The following is a 15070-nucleotide window of genomic DNA, read 5'->3' as shown; positions in this document are numbered from 1 at the left end:
AATATAAAAATAAATACAGCACCAATTAAATTGATAAATGAATAAAACAATATTGGTAAAGTAACAACCAAGCAAAATAAGAAATCAGTATCTCCTGTACAAAAAATACAAAGGTACAAAAGAAATAAATGACCTAGTGCATATAAAAATAAACTAAAAAAAGTTATCGAAGTATGATCATTTTGATTCATATCACTTTGGGGAATAAATATTTGCACAATAACACGAAAAAAAACGTATAACGATATAACTATGCAAACAATATTTAGAACTAAAATCAGTAAGGTACCACAAAATAACAATACTCCTTTATTAAATACTAGCAAAGCATATGGGGCTTCTAATAATATTCGAATAGCGTGCATTACTGTAAAAAAAATTAGTGATAACTTCAGTAAATCATTTGAATTGAAGATTAAATAATTTTGTCTATCCCTTTCCATTTCCATTATTCCTTAATTTTATGAAGTACTTTATGCATATTACTCATTATCATTGATAATGTGTTACTTAAGTATGATTATTTACATTAAAGTAGCATACACATCTCAATAATTTTAACATTAGAATCATTGATGCCAATGTTAAAATTTAATTCACTAATCTGTAAAAAAATCACATCAGTTTATATGCCTAACCAAATTTGCCGATAACGTTGGCGTCGCTTTACTCGGCAATAATTCGCCAATATGGAAAACCCTTGCTTTTCCATTATCCACAGAAAACAGGACTTCCATTTAGCGGCGGTATTGGAGTTAATCCCTAATTGCTGATTAGCGGTTTTAAGGGTTTCACCTTGTAGCAATAAGTCAACAAAAGGCAACCACAGTTCGCAATGAGATAAATGATTTAATTGATATTTTTTGAGCGGATTAAACGTACGTCGACAGCTTCGGCAACGAAAATTAAGGCGGTGACCAATACGAACCGTCAGAGGTGATTCGCAATAATCGCAAGGCATGACGGTTGTACTGAGCAAATCTTTAAGCCATGATTTAAATGCTTGCGCTTGCTGACTGACCTGGTCAGGGGTGGTTTGCTCAAGGTCTAATACCGCTTGATAAAGGTCAGGCTCATGCTGTTCCAGCAATTGTCGAATAACATTATCCCGCCTACGAGCTGCTCGTGGTGACAGGTTGAATTGAGCAGCAATAAAACTGTGGGGCTGAGCCGTTAAGGTATACGCAGCAATATCAATCAGCAATGATGTAGGTTTAAGGCGCTGGCATAAAGGACTTGCTGCAACTAACTTCGGCAACTGTTGCAAAAATCGCTCTGCAGCAGGCTGTTGCTTACTCGGTAAAATTGCATGATACATTATTACGCTCCTTATAACGGTATAGACTCCTCAATAATTTTCACAAACACTATAACCTAAAAAGTAAACAGTTGGAATTGTTTAATTAACGACTGCCCAGCCTAAACAGAATATGCTATATTATTTTTTAACTGATTTTACAAGGTGATACGATGGATATTAAACTGACTAAGCATGACAAACGCTATATTGAAGGCACAGATGATGTGTACAGCATTATGCAACGTGTGTTATTGCGTGATAACCAAATCGACCAAGAAAAAGAACATCTTTGGATGATTGGGATGAATCAAGCTGGTTATATCCTGTATATCGAACTGATTGCACTTGGCAGTTATAAATCGGTCGATGTTGAACCGATGAATGTATTTCGTGTTGCGGTAATGAAAAACGCCTCACGCGTGATATTAGTTCATAATCACCCGTCAGGATCGCTGACACCGTCCGAAGCAGATAAAGATATCACTGATCGCCTAATTCAAGTCGGCCGTATTTTGAATATCGACCTAATCGACCACCTAATTATCACCCCAAAAACCTATATCAGCTTCCGAAGTACTAAACTTATGGACGAGTTAGAGCAAAGCCTAAAATACGTCCCAACTTATCAAGTGGTTGAACGCATCCGTAAGGAAGAAAAGTTGATTGCTAAAGAGAAGTTGGCGATTGAAAAGGATAAGACAAAAACAGCTCAACAGAAAGCGAAAGCGGAAAAGGAACAAAAAGAAGCAGCGCTTGCACAAGCCAAGGCATTAGCAAATGCGTTATTTAATAAAGGTGTTGATATTGAAACTATTGCTAAAATAATGGAAATCACACCGAAGAAAGTTGAAAGGATTATCAGAAAAGGAGAATAAGGTGATATCTTCAATTCAAGACATTGAACATGCAATGAATAGTTATGGTTTTTTGGGGATTCTTTTGGTTATATTATCAGTATTTAACTGGTTCTTTAAAAACCTATTCCCTTATCTTTTTCGAAAATCAAAACTTGAAAAACTAGATGAATATAAAGATAAATTTAAAGAATTAGATGGTTATAGCGAAAAAACACATGTTATCAATAAAATAATGGAACAAGAATATGGTCGTATTTTTTTGAATGAGAGAGATATATCTAAACAGAAAATCATGATTTTTTTGTTAAAATACAATCTTTGTCGGACAATTAAAGAGGCTAAAAAATTTGCTACCTATTCAGTATTCAGAGAATCTAAAAAAGCTCTAATATTTGATAAATCTGGTTCTTTAAAAAAAATTTTTGGTGTACTTGTAGCTTTCATTTTTTTCTTAGGTTTATGTATATATTGTAAATTACAGGCAATAGAAAAGTCAGTCTTAGCACAAAATAATACTAATTTTGAAGTAATTGTCTGGACTATCTTTTGTTTAATGTTTTATTTAGCAAGTTTAATATGCGTGTTAATTTTTTTTCAAAAAATAGGAGATTCAATTTCTACCTATAAATTGATTAAAAAAAACTCAAGAGCTATTCAAAAAATTAGTTCTCGATTATCCGAATTAAACACCCAGAAATGCTTAAAAAAAGAAGAGAAAAATTCCAAGGAAAAATCAGCAATTGAAACAATTAAAAAAGCACATCGAAAATAATTTAAACATGCTAGTTCAAAAAGGTATTAACTGGATTATAGAGTTGGTTGTTAAACGGGTAAAGAAGATCATGAACAACTCAAATATAACGTTCTTAAATGTTATTATTTAATCTATAAAATCATTAAAAGATAACGTATTACTTTTAGGTTTATGTTTATTATCTAATTCAGTCACTCTCAATTTAAGTGGCATCTGACTTAACACACCACTAAATATACATGTACCTCTTGGCAATGTCGGTATTGATTCTTCACTAACTTTATCAATATACGAAACTGCTTTTTGAATGGCATATAAATCATTTTGATTAATTAATCGATGGATGAAATAGTTATGAGCTTGTGAAATAATTGTTGGCGATATGTCATTTGGTCTTTGACTGGAAATAGTAACAAATACACCAAATTTTCGACCTTCTTTGATAATTTCTTCAAATGTTTCTAGGCGATAATCTTTCCAATTTTCTGACTCTCTATTTGATGTATTGGAAAGAATGTTATGAGCCTCATCAATTATAAATGAAAGTGAGGATTTTTTATCTTCCTGTTTTTTATTTTCATAAGCCCATTTTGATATTAATAATGGAAGTGTTTTTTTCATTGTGAGATTAACCATATTTAGATTAATAACAATAAAATTACTTTCTTTCCAAAATTCCTCTTTTCCCGAAGTATCAAAAATTTTTTTGATATCATTTTTATTACTAACAAGTCTATTAATTACAGGGGAAACATGAGAGTGTTCGGATTGATTTGATAATATTTCTTTTATTAATTGCAAATAGCTAAATTTTAGGAAAATACCTAATAAATCCGATGGAAAAGTAAACGATTCTGCACATGAATAAATATACATTTTCGGAATGGAAGATTCTTCTTCAATAAAACCATTTTTATTTACGAACACCCATTTTTTTTGATTAATATTAGCATTAAATTTAATATCACTCACAATTTCATCGTTATCAAATAACTGGCGATAAAGATCGATAATAGTATCTGCTTTTAATTTATCACTACTTAAAAAAGTATTTTTTATACTTTTCTTAAGTATACTTCGAAAATAACATAATGGATTATCCGCTTTGTAAACAGCGTTATAAAGGCTTAATACTCTTTTTAAAAAAGGTTTTTGTGTTTTATCTCTAGCATCGGATAAAATAGAAAGCATTTCATGTTCAAGTAACATTTCTTTAGGAATTGGTATTTTATCGCCATTATTTGTCTGAGTAGAGAGATTATAAACCTTTTTGTCGGGAGTAATACAATCATTAGAAGTATATTCACCATTAAAATCAAATAACAAAAATCGGCATTTATTCTGAAAATCATTTATGATCTTGGCTTTCAATTTTTCATAACCATTTTTGTACAAAGCAGCTAAAGTATTTGATTTGCCACTACCTGTATTACCAAAAATAGCTATATGTGAATTTAATAACCCGTCAACAGGAATTGAAATATCTATATTTTCTAGGTCTGTTTTAGCAAAATTTATACTGAAATCATTTTTAGTTGTTATAGCATGAATGCTTTGAATAATATTTTCAGTGACGATAAAAGCTTCGTTACCAATCAGAGGAAATTCCCTTGTTCCGCCTGCAAATTTTCCTTGATTATCAATGTATCCAAGTAATGATGTAGTTAAAAAACGAAGGTAATGATTTGCACTGGAACCACCGGTATTATTTAAATCATTTTTTTTATCTTCTATAATTTTTTCTGATTCAATTTTTACAATTAAACTAAGAAACCCCTTTTTTATTTCAATAAAACTGTTTACAGAAACATTTTTTAAAACTTTTCCTTTAAAAAAGAGATCACTAAGATTTTTATTTTTATCAACCAGAATAGTAATATATCTTCCTGATACTTCAACAACTTCACCAATTCTGAGTACTGCTTCATCTTCAATGAAAAATTCATTCATAGTTATAACCTAAATAATTTCTAATATTGAGCAAAACTTTTCTAAATCCATATCCTCGTCTTTTAAATAAACAATTTCTACATTGGCAAAATCTTTAAATTTATCATTATAAGATTCAGTACTGCTCTCGTTATAGGCAAATATCATTAATTTGAGTGTCGTATTTCGTAAAGCTTTTTTAGTTAATAATTCGATATGCTCATCAGCAAAAGAAAATCCAAAAACAATTAATAATGTTCCTTCTTTATCCAATTCGTTAGAATAGGTTCTTAACAAATCATAATAAATATTTTCTAAGACAGTTTCTTTAAATTTCTCTTTACGAGGAAGAACTAATGCATGTTGATTAACCCAATCTTTTTGGTTTTGGCTATCTTCAAATCGAATTGGTTTTATTGGAGGAATTTTATAATAGACATCATCACCCTCTTTTTTCCATGAAAGAGAACCATGTAATTTAATTAAGTTTATCGTTGGTAATTCAATGCTATAGTTATAAAAGTTTCCAGTGTTATAAATCGATCGATAAAAACTTTTAGAGTCATAAATATACTCATTATAAATATTTTTTCTATGGGTAAAACCATCATTTAAAATTAAATTATGTCTATATGTTGCTGCATCTTCTATAAATAAATCATAATTAGTCGTAAAAATATTTGCTCTTCTTGGAAGTAAACCAGTTCGCCTTTTAATTAAGATATTTTCTAGAATAGATATAAATTTTATATAATTTCTCTGTGTAGTTTTTACATTATTAACAAATTCTTTTAGAAAACAGTAAATAGAACTTTCATAAGTTCTATCTAACAAAATATCAGTAGCATCCCATACACCACGCAAAAAACTTTCTGAAAGATTATAATAACTAACTTCGTCTCGATTTATTATATGTTGTTGTAAGTCGAATTCAATGGTCCCTAATATATTTATGGCTGGTTTAGATGCCCCCGAACCAATCAAAAAATTAATATTGGCAGATTGAAATATGCGTTGAAAATATTCAATTTCATTTTTGTCATTTTTATTATATGTTTTTACTAATGCCACAAATATTTATCCTCTCCTAAATATCGGTTTAGTATAACATACCAAATTTATACTAAATAAGTATCTATAATTGCATATAAATTATAATTAACCATTTTTTAATTACGTTAAATATGGAAATGCAATTTCAAAGATAAAATTTAAAAATATAACTTATTTTTTTAAATTTCCGAAAATTCTCCTTTTCTGCTTTAAAAATTATACCGAGTTACTTTACAACCCCCATAAACTTGGTATAAAATTCACCCGCTTTCCTGAATAGTGCTGCTGCAGGAAAACAGTAATTATCTTCTCAATTTGAGGAGACGCTTTTTTATTGTTTTCTAGGTGGCTATTATGTCTACATTTTCCCGTTTACAAAAACGTTTGTCCCGTCTTGGGATTGAAAGTCATTTTAATAATGATATTTATACTTTAAATAAAGAAAATACTTCTGCTCAGATTTTGTTACCGAGTCCATTGCCATTAGAGCAAAAAGCGGTAGAACAGCTACTGAACTTTGCATCTGTGAGCGTTCCTAATAGTGTAGGGAAAGTTTGCATGGCTCGTGCTACACCTGATTTTCATCCGGGTGCGGTTGCGCCTGTTGGTAGTATTGTTGCAACTACACAGGATTTAGTTATTCCGGCAGCAATTGGTACCGATATTAATTGCGGTATGCGGCTTTTTACCACGGGTTTAAGCTTTGATCAGGTGTGTGAACAAAAATCGACAATTATTGCACAGTTAAAACGTGTGTTATTGCAAGATGAACGCGATGTACCTGTTACTCCACACTCTTTTCAAGCATTATTCGATCAAGGCCTTGCAGCATGGTTATCGGCGTTACCGCAGCAAGGTTTGTGGAATTCAGTTAATTATGAACGATTACACGCAGAGCTTAATAAAATATCGGGTAATCACTTAATTAAGGCAGATAGTCAGTATGCGCCTGAAGCCTTTTTTGAAAAGCGCGATATTATTCGCCCTGCGAGTTTAGGTACAGTCGGATCTGGCAACCATTTTGTCGAGTTACAAATTGTTGATGATATTATCGATCGACATTTAGCTTATCAATTAGGTCTTGAAAAAAATAGTGTTGTCGTCATGATTCACACTGGATCGCGTGATGTCGGTTTTTACATTGGTCAGCGTTGGCAAGATAGAGCAAAAGCTTTATGGCCGAATAATGAAAAGCAACCAAAATCAGGATTGTTTGGTTTAACAGATAGTCACGCACAAGCCTATTTACAAGCTATGGGGGTTGCTGCGCGTTATGCTTGGATTAATCGAATTGTGATTACCGAATTGATACGTAAATCACTTGCAACTATTTTTCATCAAGATAATAGTCAACTTGTGGTCGACATTTCGCACAATATCATTTTGCCTGAACAAGAGATGAATATTCATCGTAAAGGAGCGACGCCGGCTTATGCTGGTCAGATAGCTTTAATCCCAGGTTCGATGGGTGATCACTCTTATGTGGCAGTAGGTAAAGGTAATGCAGATTGGTTATGGTCTTGCTCACACGGTGCAGGTCGAGCAGAAAGACGACAAGCTATGCGTAGCAAAAAAGTCGAATATGATAAGGTTAATTTGCCATGGCAATGTATTACCTTAAAAGAAGAACGGCTACGTGAAGAGGCGCCCACAGCCTACAAACCGATCACACCAGTGATTGAAGCACAACAAAACGCCGGTTTGATTCAAACAGTGGTTAAACTTAAACCGTGGATTACGTTTAAGGTGTAATTTTTATACAACAACCGCATTGATTTGGCTTGATGCGGTTTTAAAAAATACTTTGTTTGCACAAGCGTCGGCTAAATCAGCAAAAATACTCACAACAACTTGTTTATAGCAAATAATATCAAGCTAATAGTTGTTGCTTATTAAAATTAAATTCTGTAAAAATTATTGAGGAGTCTATACCGTTATCTAGTTTAAGGCTTCCAACATTCAACGGTGGAAACCTTACCAAAATTAGATAATGTTATAGTTTAAAAGGGATTTTTCTGTGTTGAGCAACTTTATTTAATAGCTATACCCAAATAGTATCAATACCCAGCCGCTAAACCATCTCCTCTCGGGTCGGTTGCGCCCATTAGTAGATGATGATTGGTATCGATAAGAATGGCACCAGCATGACCCATGGTATCGGTGTAATCATCAACAATTTGCACATCATGCCCACGTAATTTGAGGGAATGAATTACATCGTTAGGTATGCGCCCTTCCACTTTAAGATTATTGGAAGATGCACCCCATGTGCGGCCATGTAACCACCTTGGTGCATTAATGGCATCTTGAGGTGTCATATCAAAATCAACAATTCGTGTCACAATTGCCGCTTGCGTTTGTGGTTGTCCTTCTCCGCCCATGGTGCCATAAACCAGATAAGGTTTATTATCTTTTAAAAGCATGGCTGGATTTAACGTATGAAAGGTGCGTTTATTTGGCTCTAAACGATTAATATGGTTAGGATCTAACGAGAAAAAACTACCACGATTTTGCAATAAAATCCCAGTATCATCCTCCACTATCCGAAGCGGATAAAGATATTACTGATCGCCTAATTCCAGTCGGTCGTATTTTAAACATCGACCTAATCGACCACCTAATCATCACTCCTAAACCCTATATTAGCTTTCGCAGTACTAATCTTATGGGCAAGTTAGAGCAAAGTCTGAAAAGAAAATATTGATTAATGCATTGTTGGAAAAGGAGTTTCGGTTGATGAATTTGCTAAGATTTGGGGATAACGGTGAAGGCAGTGGAGAGGATTACATAAATAAATTAATTTTTGATAAAGATTCTTATTTTCTGTGTTATTTCGAATTGTTACTAAAAGAACACAGAATTTAAGAAAAATTTTTATTTACCGTAAAAATACTTTAATTTGATTAGCTACAGCTTCTGCTAACTTTACTGGTACAGCATTTCCAATCATTTTATACGCATCGGCAAGTGAGTTATAATAAAATTTAAAATCATCAGGAAAAGTTTGAATTCTTGCACACTCCCTAACTGACAATCGTCGATATAATTTTTCCTTACCTTCAACAAATTGAAATTTATCTTTACCGACATTAATCATAATCGGGGCTTGAGGATGGATAGGCGCATGCCGAGCTCCAGCTTGAATAGTAAAACTCTGCTGATCCCATGTCCTTACTCTGTTACGAGACATAAAGATTGTTGAAAAATCACCCGTAAAATATTCATGATTTAGTATAGATAATTTATCCCCATGAGATTTATTTTTTTCTAATGCGGGAACAGCAGAATTTTGTAAATCAAAAATAGAATCTTTCAATGATACTTTTGTTTTTAAAGGTGTTGGAAATTCAAATTTAACTTCAAGATCTTTCCTAAAACCAACATAAAATACACGTTTTCGGTCTTGTGGAACACCGTAATCACTGGCATTTAATGTTTGAATAGAAACATCATAACCTAATCCTGCTTGATCAAATAAATAAATTATATTTTGAACGGCTTCTAAATGTCTTTTTGACATCATCCCAGAAACATTTTCAGCAACAAAAAATTTAGGTTGTAAATCCTCTAAAAGTCGAATAAATTCAAAAAATAATTTTCCTCTTTCGTCTCTAATTCCCCTTAGTGCACCAGCTTCAGACCAACTTTGACATGGTGGACCGCCAATGATTCCATCAATTTTATTTGTATTTTTTAAAAAAATATCTGAGTTTATATTTCGAATGTCACCTTTAATTAATGGTGTAGAGTGATTTTTTTCATAAGTTTCCCAAATAGATTTATCATATTCGTTAGCAACAACTATTTGAAAACCTGCATTTTTGAAACCTAAATCAAGTCCGCCGGCTCCCGAAAATAAAGAAATAATATTCATATATACGACTCTTTTGGCTATAAGAAAAAGGTGATTAGTTTAGCATCTTTAAGTTTTGCTGGATTATCTGGACATTTAATCTTTACGTCTTTTATCACTAGATTTTCTAATTCTTTTTCATTTTTTTCTAATTCATTGCGATCTTCATCACTAAATGTTAAATATTTTTCAATATTAATTAGTGCCATCATGTTGAAAGAAGCACTTTTTTGAGATTCATAAATATAATTAAATACCTTAATAGGGTTATCAATATGCCACATACCACGAATTCTTAAATTTGTAATTCCTAAAGGGTCGACTTTATTTACTCTACCTAATTCTTTTGTTTCAGAAAATTCAACGCCCTCTATGGTTAGAATTCCTTGTTTAATTTTTAATTTAATTCTTTCGTAAATATCTAAACTGGCCGCATAATCTACGCCATAAACAAAGCATAAGGAATGAAGTAAATTCTGATTATTTATCTGACCTATTGCATAAATCATATCTTTTTCAATCCAATCCTCACAAGAAACACAAGATTTGACAAGCATTGGACTATTTGAAAATAATTTCGCTTTTGGATAAGACGAATTCAAAGCAATAGCAGCATTTGTAGTTTCAATTTTTTTAATTTCGATCGCATCACCAGCATATATCATGGCGTCAGGCGGATTATTTTGATTCCCTAGATAACTAAACAATTCATTTCGCCTTCTAATACGTAGTTGTTCATCTATTTCACCAACAGTTCCACAAAAGAGATCAATAATAAATTCTTCAAGTCCTTTACCTTGATTATTTATTCTATTTCTTCCACTATTCATTTGCAGTATTTGAGATACTGGCGATTTTACTAAGTATAAAATAGCTTTTATTAAATTGGTTTCCATTCAAAAACTCTCATATTAAATGATAATATTGTACTAGAATCATGCTCGACAATTAATAATAAAACTTCTTATTACAGATTCCTAATATTTGTAAGATTAATTTATTAGCATTATAAAACTGATTAAGTATAAATCAGACAAAGAGATTAATAAATAAAGCAAAAAACTCACAACAACTTGTTTATAGCAAACAATACCAAGCCAATAGTTATTGTTTATTAAAATTTGTAAAAAATATTGAGGAGTCTATACCGTTATCCGGTTTAAGGTTTCCAACATTTAACGGTGGAAACCTTAACAAGATTATATATAGTTCAAAAGGGATTTTTCTGCATTGAGCAACTTTATTTAACCGCTATCAATTCATTACCCAAATAGTATCAATACCCAGCCGCTAAACCATCTCCTCTCGGGTCGGTTGCGCCCATTAGTAGATGATGATTTGCATCGACAAGAATGGCACCGGCATGTCCCATGGTATCGGTGTAATCATCAATAACTTGCACATCATGCCCACGTAATTTGAGGGAATGAATTACATCGTTAGGTATGCGCCCTTCAACTTTAAGATTATTGGAAGATGCACCCCATGTGCGGCCATATAACCATCTTGGTGCATTAATGGCATCTTGTGGTCTCATATCAAAATCAACAATTCGTGTCACAATTGCCGCTTGCGTTTGTGGTTGTCCTTCTCCGCCCATGGTGCCATAAACCAGATAAGGTTTATTATCTTTTAAAAGCATGGCTGGATTTAACGTATGAAAGGTGCGTTTATTTGGCTCTAAACGATTAATATGGTTAGGATCTAATGAGAAAAAACTACCACGATTTTGCAATAAAATTCCTGTATCTTTAGCAACAATGCCGGAACCAAAATCATGGTAAATACTTTGAATAATAGATACCGCATTTCCTTCTGCATCAACAACACCAAACCAAACGGTATCGCCTTTAGGATCTAATGGCTTTGTTTCTACACAGCCCTTTTGCATATCAATCTGTTTTGCTTGTTGTTGACCATGTTGGGTAGATAATAAGAGATTAAGCGGGATCTGATTAAAATCGGGATCAGTAAGGTATTTATCTCGATCAGCAAATGCTTGTTTTGTTGCTTCAATTATTAAATGGTAATAATCCGCACTGCCTTCACCCAAGGATTTTATATCAAAATTATTGAGTATATTTAGAATCTCTAACGATGCCATACCTTGTGTATTGGGGGGTAAATTATAGGCGGTATATTGTCGATAATTAACATGGATCGGGGCTACCCATGTAGCACGGTGCTTAGCAAAATCGTCTAAAGTTAACACGCCACCATGGCTTTGCAGATCGTTGACAATATTTTTAGCAATATCACCCTGATAAAATTCATTAGCGCCTTTATTCGCAATGGTTTTTAATGTGTTAGCTAAATCGGGTTGTTTAAGGATTTCGCCGATTTGGTAAGCTTGCCCATCGTTTTTTAAGAATACTTTTTTAAATTCCGAAAAACGCTGTAACTCCCGAAACTCTTTGTCTTTTGGATCAATATTAACCGTAGACCAATAATTTAGGCTAGGTGAAACCGAAAATCCATGTTCGGCATAATCAATTGCTGATGCAAATAGCGTGTGCCATGGTAGTGCATTATTCATATTTTTAGAGGCATATTGGTACGCTTCATCCCAACCGGAAACCACCCCTGGAACGGTATTGGCTGCCAGATAACCTCGCGACGGAATTTTATGGAAACCTTGATTTTTATAATAGTCTATCGTGGCCAAACTACCAGAACGACCGCTGGCATTTAGCCCTTTTAGTTCTTTGGTTTTAGCGTTGTAAATTAACCAAAAGTTATCGCCACCAATGGTATTCATTTGAGGATAAACAACAGCAAGCGTTGAGGCTACGGCAATCGCTGCATCAACCGCATTGCCTCCTTTGTGTAATACATCAATTCCAGCTTGAGTCGCTAAATAATTGGGGGACGTTACCATAACATTGGTCGTTATCGGGTTAAGACAACGGGAAGGGGTATCACAGTACTTTCCTGTCTCTGATAGCGGTATATCAGCAGCACCAGATAAAGGATTAATAAGCAATAAACTTAATAATATTGGGTATCTTTTCCTCATTTTAGAAGTTCCTCAATTGTTAACTGTAACATTTTGAGGAATGCATTTTCTATGCCAATAATAAACTAATTAAATTTTGCAGCAAAAATGATTATGACCAATGATGATAATACCAATCTGAATTGCCTTATAATGCAAGCGGTGTTCCGCGATACTTCAAATCCGGCTGTTTAATCCACTGCTGAGCATCAATAATCGCCAGCTCTCGGGCATTTTGTTGTTTGGTGATATCGAGCACGTGATTGGCGGCATTGGCGGCCAGTTCAAAGGCGGTTAATTGGGATTGTCCATTGACTAAATGGGCAGTAAACAGACTACAAATTAAATCGCCCACGCCCAATGGACGGTGTGGAAAATCATATAATGGTCGAGTCAGATGATAGCTTTGCGATGGTGTGGCTAAAATCATTTCAAATAATTCAGTCGTTTTACCGGCATGCAGCAGATTTTTAACCAATATGGCTTGAATCGGCTTATTTTGCAGTGTTTTTATCGCGTTAAGCACATCGTTAAAGGTTTTGATTTCCAGATTCGATAATATCTGTAACTCCAATAAATTTGGCGTGATATAGTCAGCGTATTTGATTGCTTGCTTAGTGAAGAAATCAATAATATTTTGTGGCAAGGAACTGCCTTTATTGATGTCGCCCCCCATCACCGGATCGCAAACATAAATCGCATTAGGATTATAAAATTTTATCTTTTTTACGGCCTCAAGGATCTCTTCACCTTGTTCGGCAAGTCCAATATAGCCCGAAATAATGGCGTCAATAGATGACAATACGCCAATTTTTTCCAAACTATTGACGATTCGAGTGATTTGCTGAGCGCCCAGCACAATGCCGTCATAATGTGGATAAACCGTATTACTCGATAACTGAACGGTGTGTATTGGCATCACTTCGACACCTTGCAATTGCATCGCTAGCGTCGCCACTTTATTACCGGCATAACCATAAACAACATTGGACTGAATTGATAAAACGGTTTTCATATATTGACCTTATTATTCATCATAATAACGATATTTGCTTAACAAGTAGATGCAGATAATGGATATCAGTGCTAAACCGCAATAAAACAAGGCTAATGGTAACCAAAAACTTTTGAAGGTATAAATAACATAACCACCTATCATCGGAATTAAGCTACCAAAAATAGCCGCACACCCTTGATAACTCATTGATAACCCAGTATAGCGCATTCTGGCAGGGAAAATGCGACTCAAATACCCAGCTATTACACCATAAAAGCCGCTGTAACAAATCACATTTAACGAAATCCCAATAATAAAACTGGCTTTTGTGCCTGTATTTATAATCGGGAATAACAAGAATACCGATGCCATTGCCAACATTGCTGTACAAATCAAAAAGCGTGTTGCCGAGAATTTTTCTGACCAATAAGAGATAAACGGTTGAGCAACAAAATGGACAATAGCGATCCAAAACAGTGCATCAACTATTACTGATTTTTCGACACCAAGTACCAAAGTAGTATAACCAATCATTAAGGTATTGGAAAAGATACCGCTAAATGACAGCACATTAGCACCAATCGCTAATATTAATAATGGCAATGCTTTTTTAAATACTTCGATAATCGGTGCTGACTCTTGCTTTAAGTCTGCTTGTTTTTTAGATGCTTCAACAAAAACCGGCGATTCGGTTAACGTCACTCTAGCAATAATGCCAATAATTAACAAAATAGCACTGGCTAAAAAAGGAATACGCCAATAACCACTATCAATCAGTTCATTAACAGGTAAACGAATAATATAAGAAAAAACCAGTAATGCTAAAATATTGCCTGCTGGGCTTCCCCACTGAGCAAAGGATGAAAAGAAGTTTTTCAACCCTTTCGGCGCATGTTCATTCGTCATCAACACGGCACCACCCCACTCACCACCAACGGCAACACCTTGTAAAATTCGCAATGCAACCAATAACGTTGGTGCCAAAATACCTGCTTGTTGATAAGACGGTAATAACCCAACAAAAGTGGTCGTCGTCCCCATTAAAAGCAAAGTGATAATAAGTGATTTTTTACGCCCTAAACGGTCACCAATATGCCCAAATAACATCGCACCTAAAGGACGGGATAAAAAACCTACTGCAAAGGTAGCAAATGCCCCTAAAATTTGTACAAACTCGTTATCAGACGGAAAAAATAGCTGACCAAAAATCAATACCGATGCTAACGCATAGATATAAAAATCATACCATTCAATAGTAGTACCAATAAAAGCAGCAAACGCCACTTTTTTTGCAGATGAATTTGACATAAGTAAACCTTGGGTAGAGGAATG

General features: G+C 33.8%; 13 protein-coding genes and 1 pseudogene. 4 read left to right on the top strand and 10 right to left on the bottom strand.

Translation table 11 applies throughout. The annotated features are described in order from the left end of the window. Both A9G08_RS11760 and A9G08_RS05735 read right to left on the bottom strand, forming a co-directional pair. Nucleotides 1–449: hypothetical protein (locus A9G08_RS11760; RefSeq protein WP_218058418.1), on the bottom strand; the 449-nt coding region annotated here is incomplete at its 3' end. A 176-nt stretch (nucleotides 450–625) separates the two neighbouring features. Further along, nucleotides 626–1318, bottom strand: coding sequence for a hypothetical protein (locus tag A9G08_RS05735; RefSeq protein ID WP_065562770.1), 693 nt, complete (start codon nucleotides 1316–1318; stop codon nucleotides 626–628). A gap of 152 nt (nucleotides 1319–1470) precedes the next feature. Between A9G08_RS05735 and A9G08_RS05730 the strand changes: the two genes are divergently transcribed. Together A9G08_RS05730 and A9G08_RS05725 are read left to right on the top strand one after the other, a co-directional pair. Further along, nucleotides 1471–2175 carry a JAB domain-containing protein gene (locus A9G08_RS05730; protein ID WP_081299505.1) on the top strand — a complete coding sequence of 235 codons (705 nt, stop codon included), beginning with the start codon at nucleotides 1471–1473 and terminating at the stop codon, nucleotides 2173–2175. Between the two features lies 1 nt (nucleotide 2176). Then, nucleotides 2177–2929: a hypothetical protein gene (locus A9G08_RS05725; RefSeq protein WP_065562769.1), complete on the top strand. Its 753-nt coding sequence runs from the start codon at nucleotides 2177–2179 to the stop codon at nucleotides 2927–2929. 108 nt (nucleotides 2930–3037) lie between these two features. Here the strand turns inward: A9G08_RS05725 and A9G08_RS05720 are convergent, their stop codons facing one another. Both A9G08_RS05720 and A9G08_RS05715 read right to left on the bottom strand, forming a co-directional pair. Then, nucleotides 3038–4861 carry an ATP-binding protein gene (locus A9G08_RS05720; protein WP_065562768.1) on the bottom strand — a complete coding sequence of 608 codons (1824 nt, stop codon included), beginning with the start codon at nucleotides 4859–4861 and terminating at the stop codon, nucleotides 3038–3040. A 9-nt stretch (nucleotides 4862–4870) separates the two neighbouring features. Continuing rightward, the gene (locus A9G08_RS05715; RefSeq protein WP_065562767.1) at nucleotides 4871–5911 is read right to left on the bottom strand and encodes an SIR2 family protein; all 1041 of its coding nucleotides are present in this window, start codon (nucleotides 5909–5911) and stop codon (nucleotides 4871–4873) included. A gap of 336 nt (nucleotides 5912–6247) precedes the next feature. Here A9G08_RS05715 and A9G08_RS05710 point away from each other — a divergent pair, with 336 nt between their 5' ends. Continuing rightward, complete coding sequence (locus A9G08_RS05710; RefSeq protein WP_065562766.1) at nucleotides 6248–7645, top strand: RtcB family protein; 1398 nt, start codon at nucleotides 6248–6250, stop codon at nucleotides 7643–7645. A 305-nt stretch (nucleotides 7646–7950) separates the two neighbouring features. Here the strand turns inward: A9G08_RS05710 and A9G08_RS05705 are convergent. Further along, nucleotides 7951–8436 (bottom strand): annotated as a pseudogene (locus A9G08_RS05705) (gamma-glutamyltransferase); the annotation flags it as partial. Between A9G08_RS05705 and A9G08_RS11850 the strand changes: the two are divergent. Further along, entirely contained in the window at nucleotides 8409–8597 is a 189-nt protein-coding gene (locus A9G08_RS11850) for a JAB domain-containing protein (protein WP_081299508.1), read from the top strand. The pseudogene A9G08_RS05705 and the gene A9G08_RS11850 overlap by 28 nt on opposite strands. A gap of 174 nt (nucleotides 8598–8771) precedes the next feature. On the opposite strand, the gene A9G08_RS05700 is transcribed toward A9G08_RS11850, so the two are convergent. The 5 genes from A9G08_RS05700 to A9G08_RS05680 form a co-directional block, all read right to left on the bottom strand. Continuing rightward, nucleotides 8772–9767 carry a DNA cytosine methyltransferase gene (locus A9G08_RS05700; RefSeq protein ID WP_065562764.1) on the bottom strand — a complete coding sequence of 332 codons (996 nt, stop codon included), beginning with the start codon at nucleotides 9765–9767 and terminating at the stop codon, nucleotides 8772–8774. A gap of 17 nt (nucleotides 9768–9784) precedes the next feature. After that, on the bottom strand, nucleotides 9785–10642 hold the full coding sequence (locus A9G08_RS05695; protein WP_065562763.1) for an NgoPII family restriction endonuclease: 858 nt from the start codon (nucleotides 10640–10642) through the stop codon (nucleotides 9785–9787). Nucleotides 10643–11022: 380 nt separating this feature from the next. Beyond that, entirely contained in the window at nucleotides 11023–12762 is a 1740-nt protein-coding gene (ggt, locus tag A9G08_RS05690; RefSeq protein ID WP_065562762.1) for a gamma-glutamyltransferase, read from the bottom strand. 127 nt (nucleotides 12763–12889) lie between these two features. Next, on the bottom strand, nucleotides 12890–13756 hold the full coding sequence (pdxY, locus tag A9G08_RS05685; protein ID WP_065562761.1) for a pyridoxal kinase PdxY: 867 nt from the start codon (nucleotides 13754–13756) through the stop codon (nucleotides 12890–12892). Nucleotides 13757–13768: 12 nt separating this feature from the next. Beyond that, the gene (locus A9G08_RS05680; RefSeq protein WP_065562760.1) at nucleotides 13769–15046 is read right to left on the bottom strand and encodes an MFS transporter; all 1278 of its coding nucleotides are present in this window, start codon (nucleotides 15044–15046) and stop codon (nucleotides 13769–13771) included. Nucleotides 15047–15070 lie beyond the last annotated feature (24 nt).

Source organism: Gilliamella sp. wkB195 (assembly GCF_001690445.1).
Taxonomy (GTDB): Bacteria; Pseudomonadota; Gammaproteobacteria; order Enterobacterales; family Orbaceae; genus Gilliamella; species Gilliamella apicola_E.
This window is presented reverse-complemented; position numbering and strand designations above follow the sequence as displayed.

What these genes read in the sequence shown, in the direction of transcription:
- ggt (WP_065562762.1), bottom strand. Translation starts at nt 12,762, where the DNA reads ATGAGGAAAAGATACCCAATATTATTAAGTTTATTGCTTATTAATCCT.
- A9G08_RS05730 (WP_081299505.1), top strand. Translation starts at nt 1,471, where the DNA reads ATGGATATTAAACTGACTAAGCATGACAAACGCTATATTGAAGGCACA.
- pdxY (WP_065562761.1), bottom strand. Translation starts at nt 13,756, where the DNA reads ATGAAAACCGTTTTATCAATTCAGTCCAATGTTGTTTATGGTTATGCC.
- A9G08_RS05720 (WP_065562768.1), bottom strand. Translation starts at nt 4,861, where the DNA reads ATGAATGAATTTTTCATTGAAGATGAAGCAGTACTCAGAATTGGTGAA.
- A9G08_RS05695 (WP_065562763.1), bottom strand. Translation starts at nt 10,642, where the DNA reads ATGGAAACCAATTTAATAAAAGCTATTTTATACTTAGTAAAATCGCCA.
- A9G08_RS05710 (WP_065562766.1), top strand. Translation starts at nt 6,248, where the DNA reads ATGTCTACATTTTCCCGTTTACAAAAACGTTTGTCCCGTCTTGGGATT.
- A9G08_RS05700 (WP_065562764.1), bottom strand. Translation starts at nt 9,767, where the DNA reads ATGAATATTATTTCTTTATTTTCGGGAGCCGGCGGACTTGATTTAGGT.
- A9G08_RS05680 (WP_065562760.1), bottom strand. Translation starts at nt 15,046, where the DNA reads ATGTCAAATTCATCTGCAAAAAAAGTGGCGTTTGCTGCTTTTATTGGT.
- A9G08_RS05735 (WP_065562770.1), bottom strand. Translation starts at nt 1,318, where the DNA reads ATGTATCATGCAATTTTACCGAGTAAGCAACAGCCTGCTGCAGAGCGA.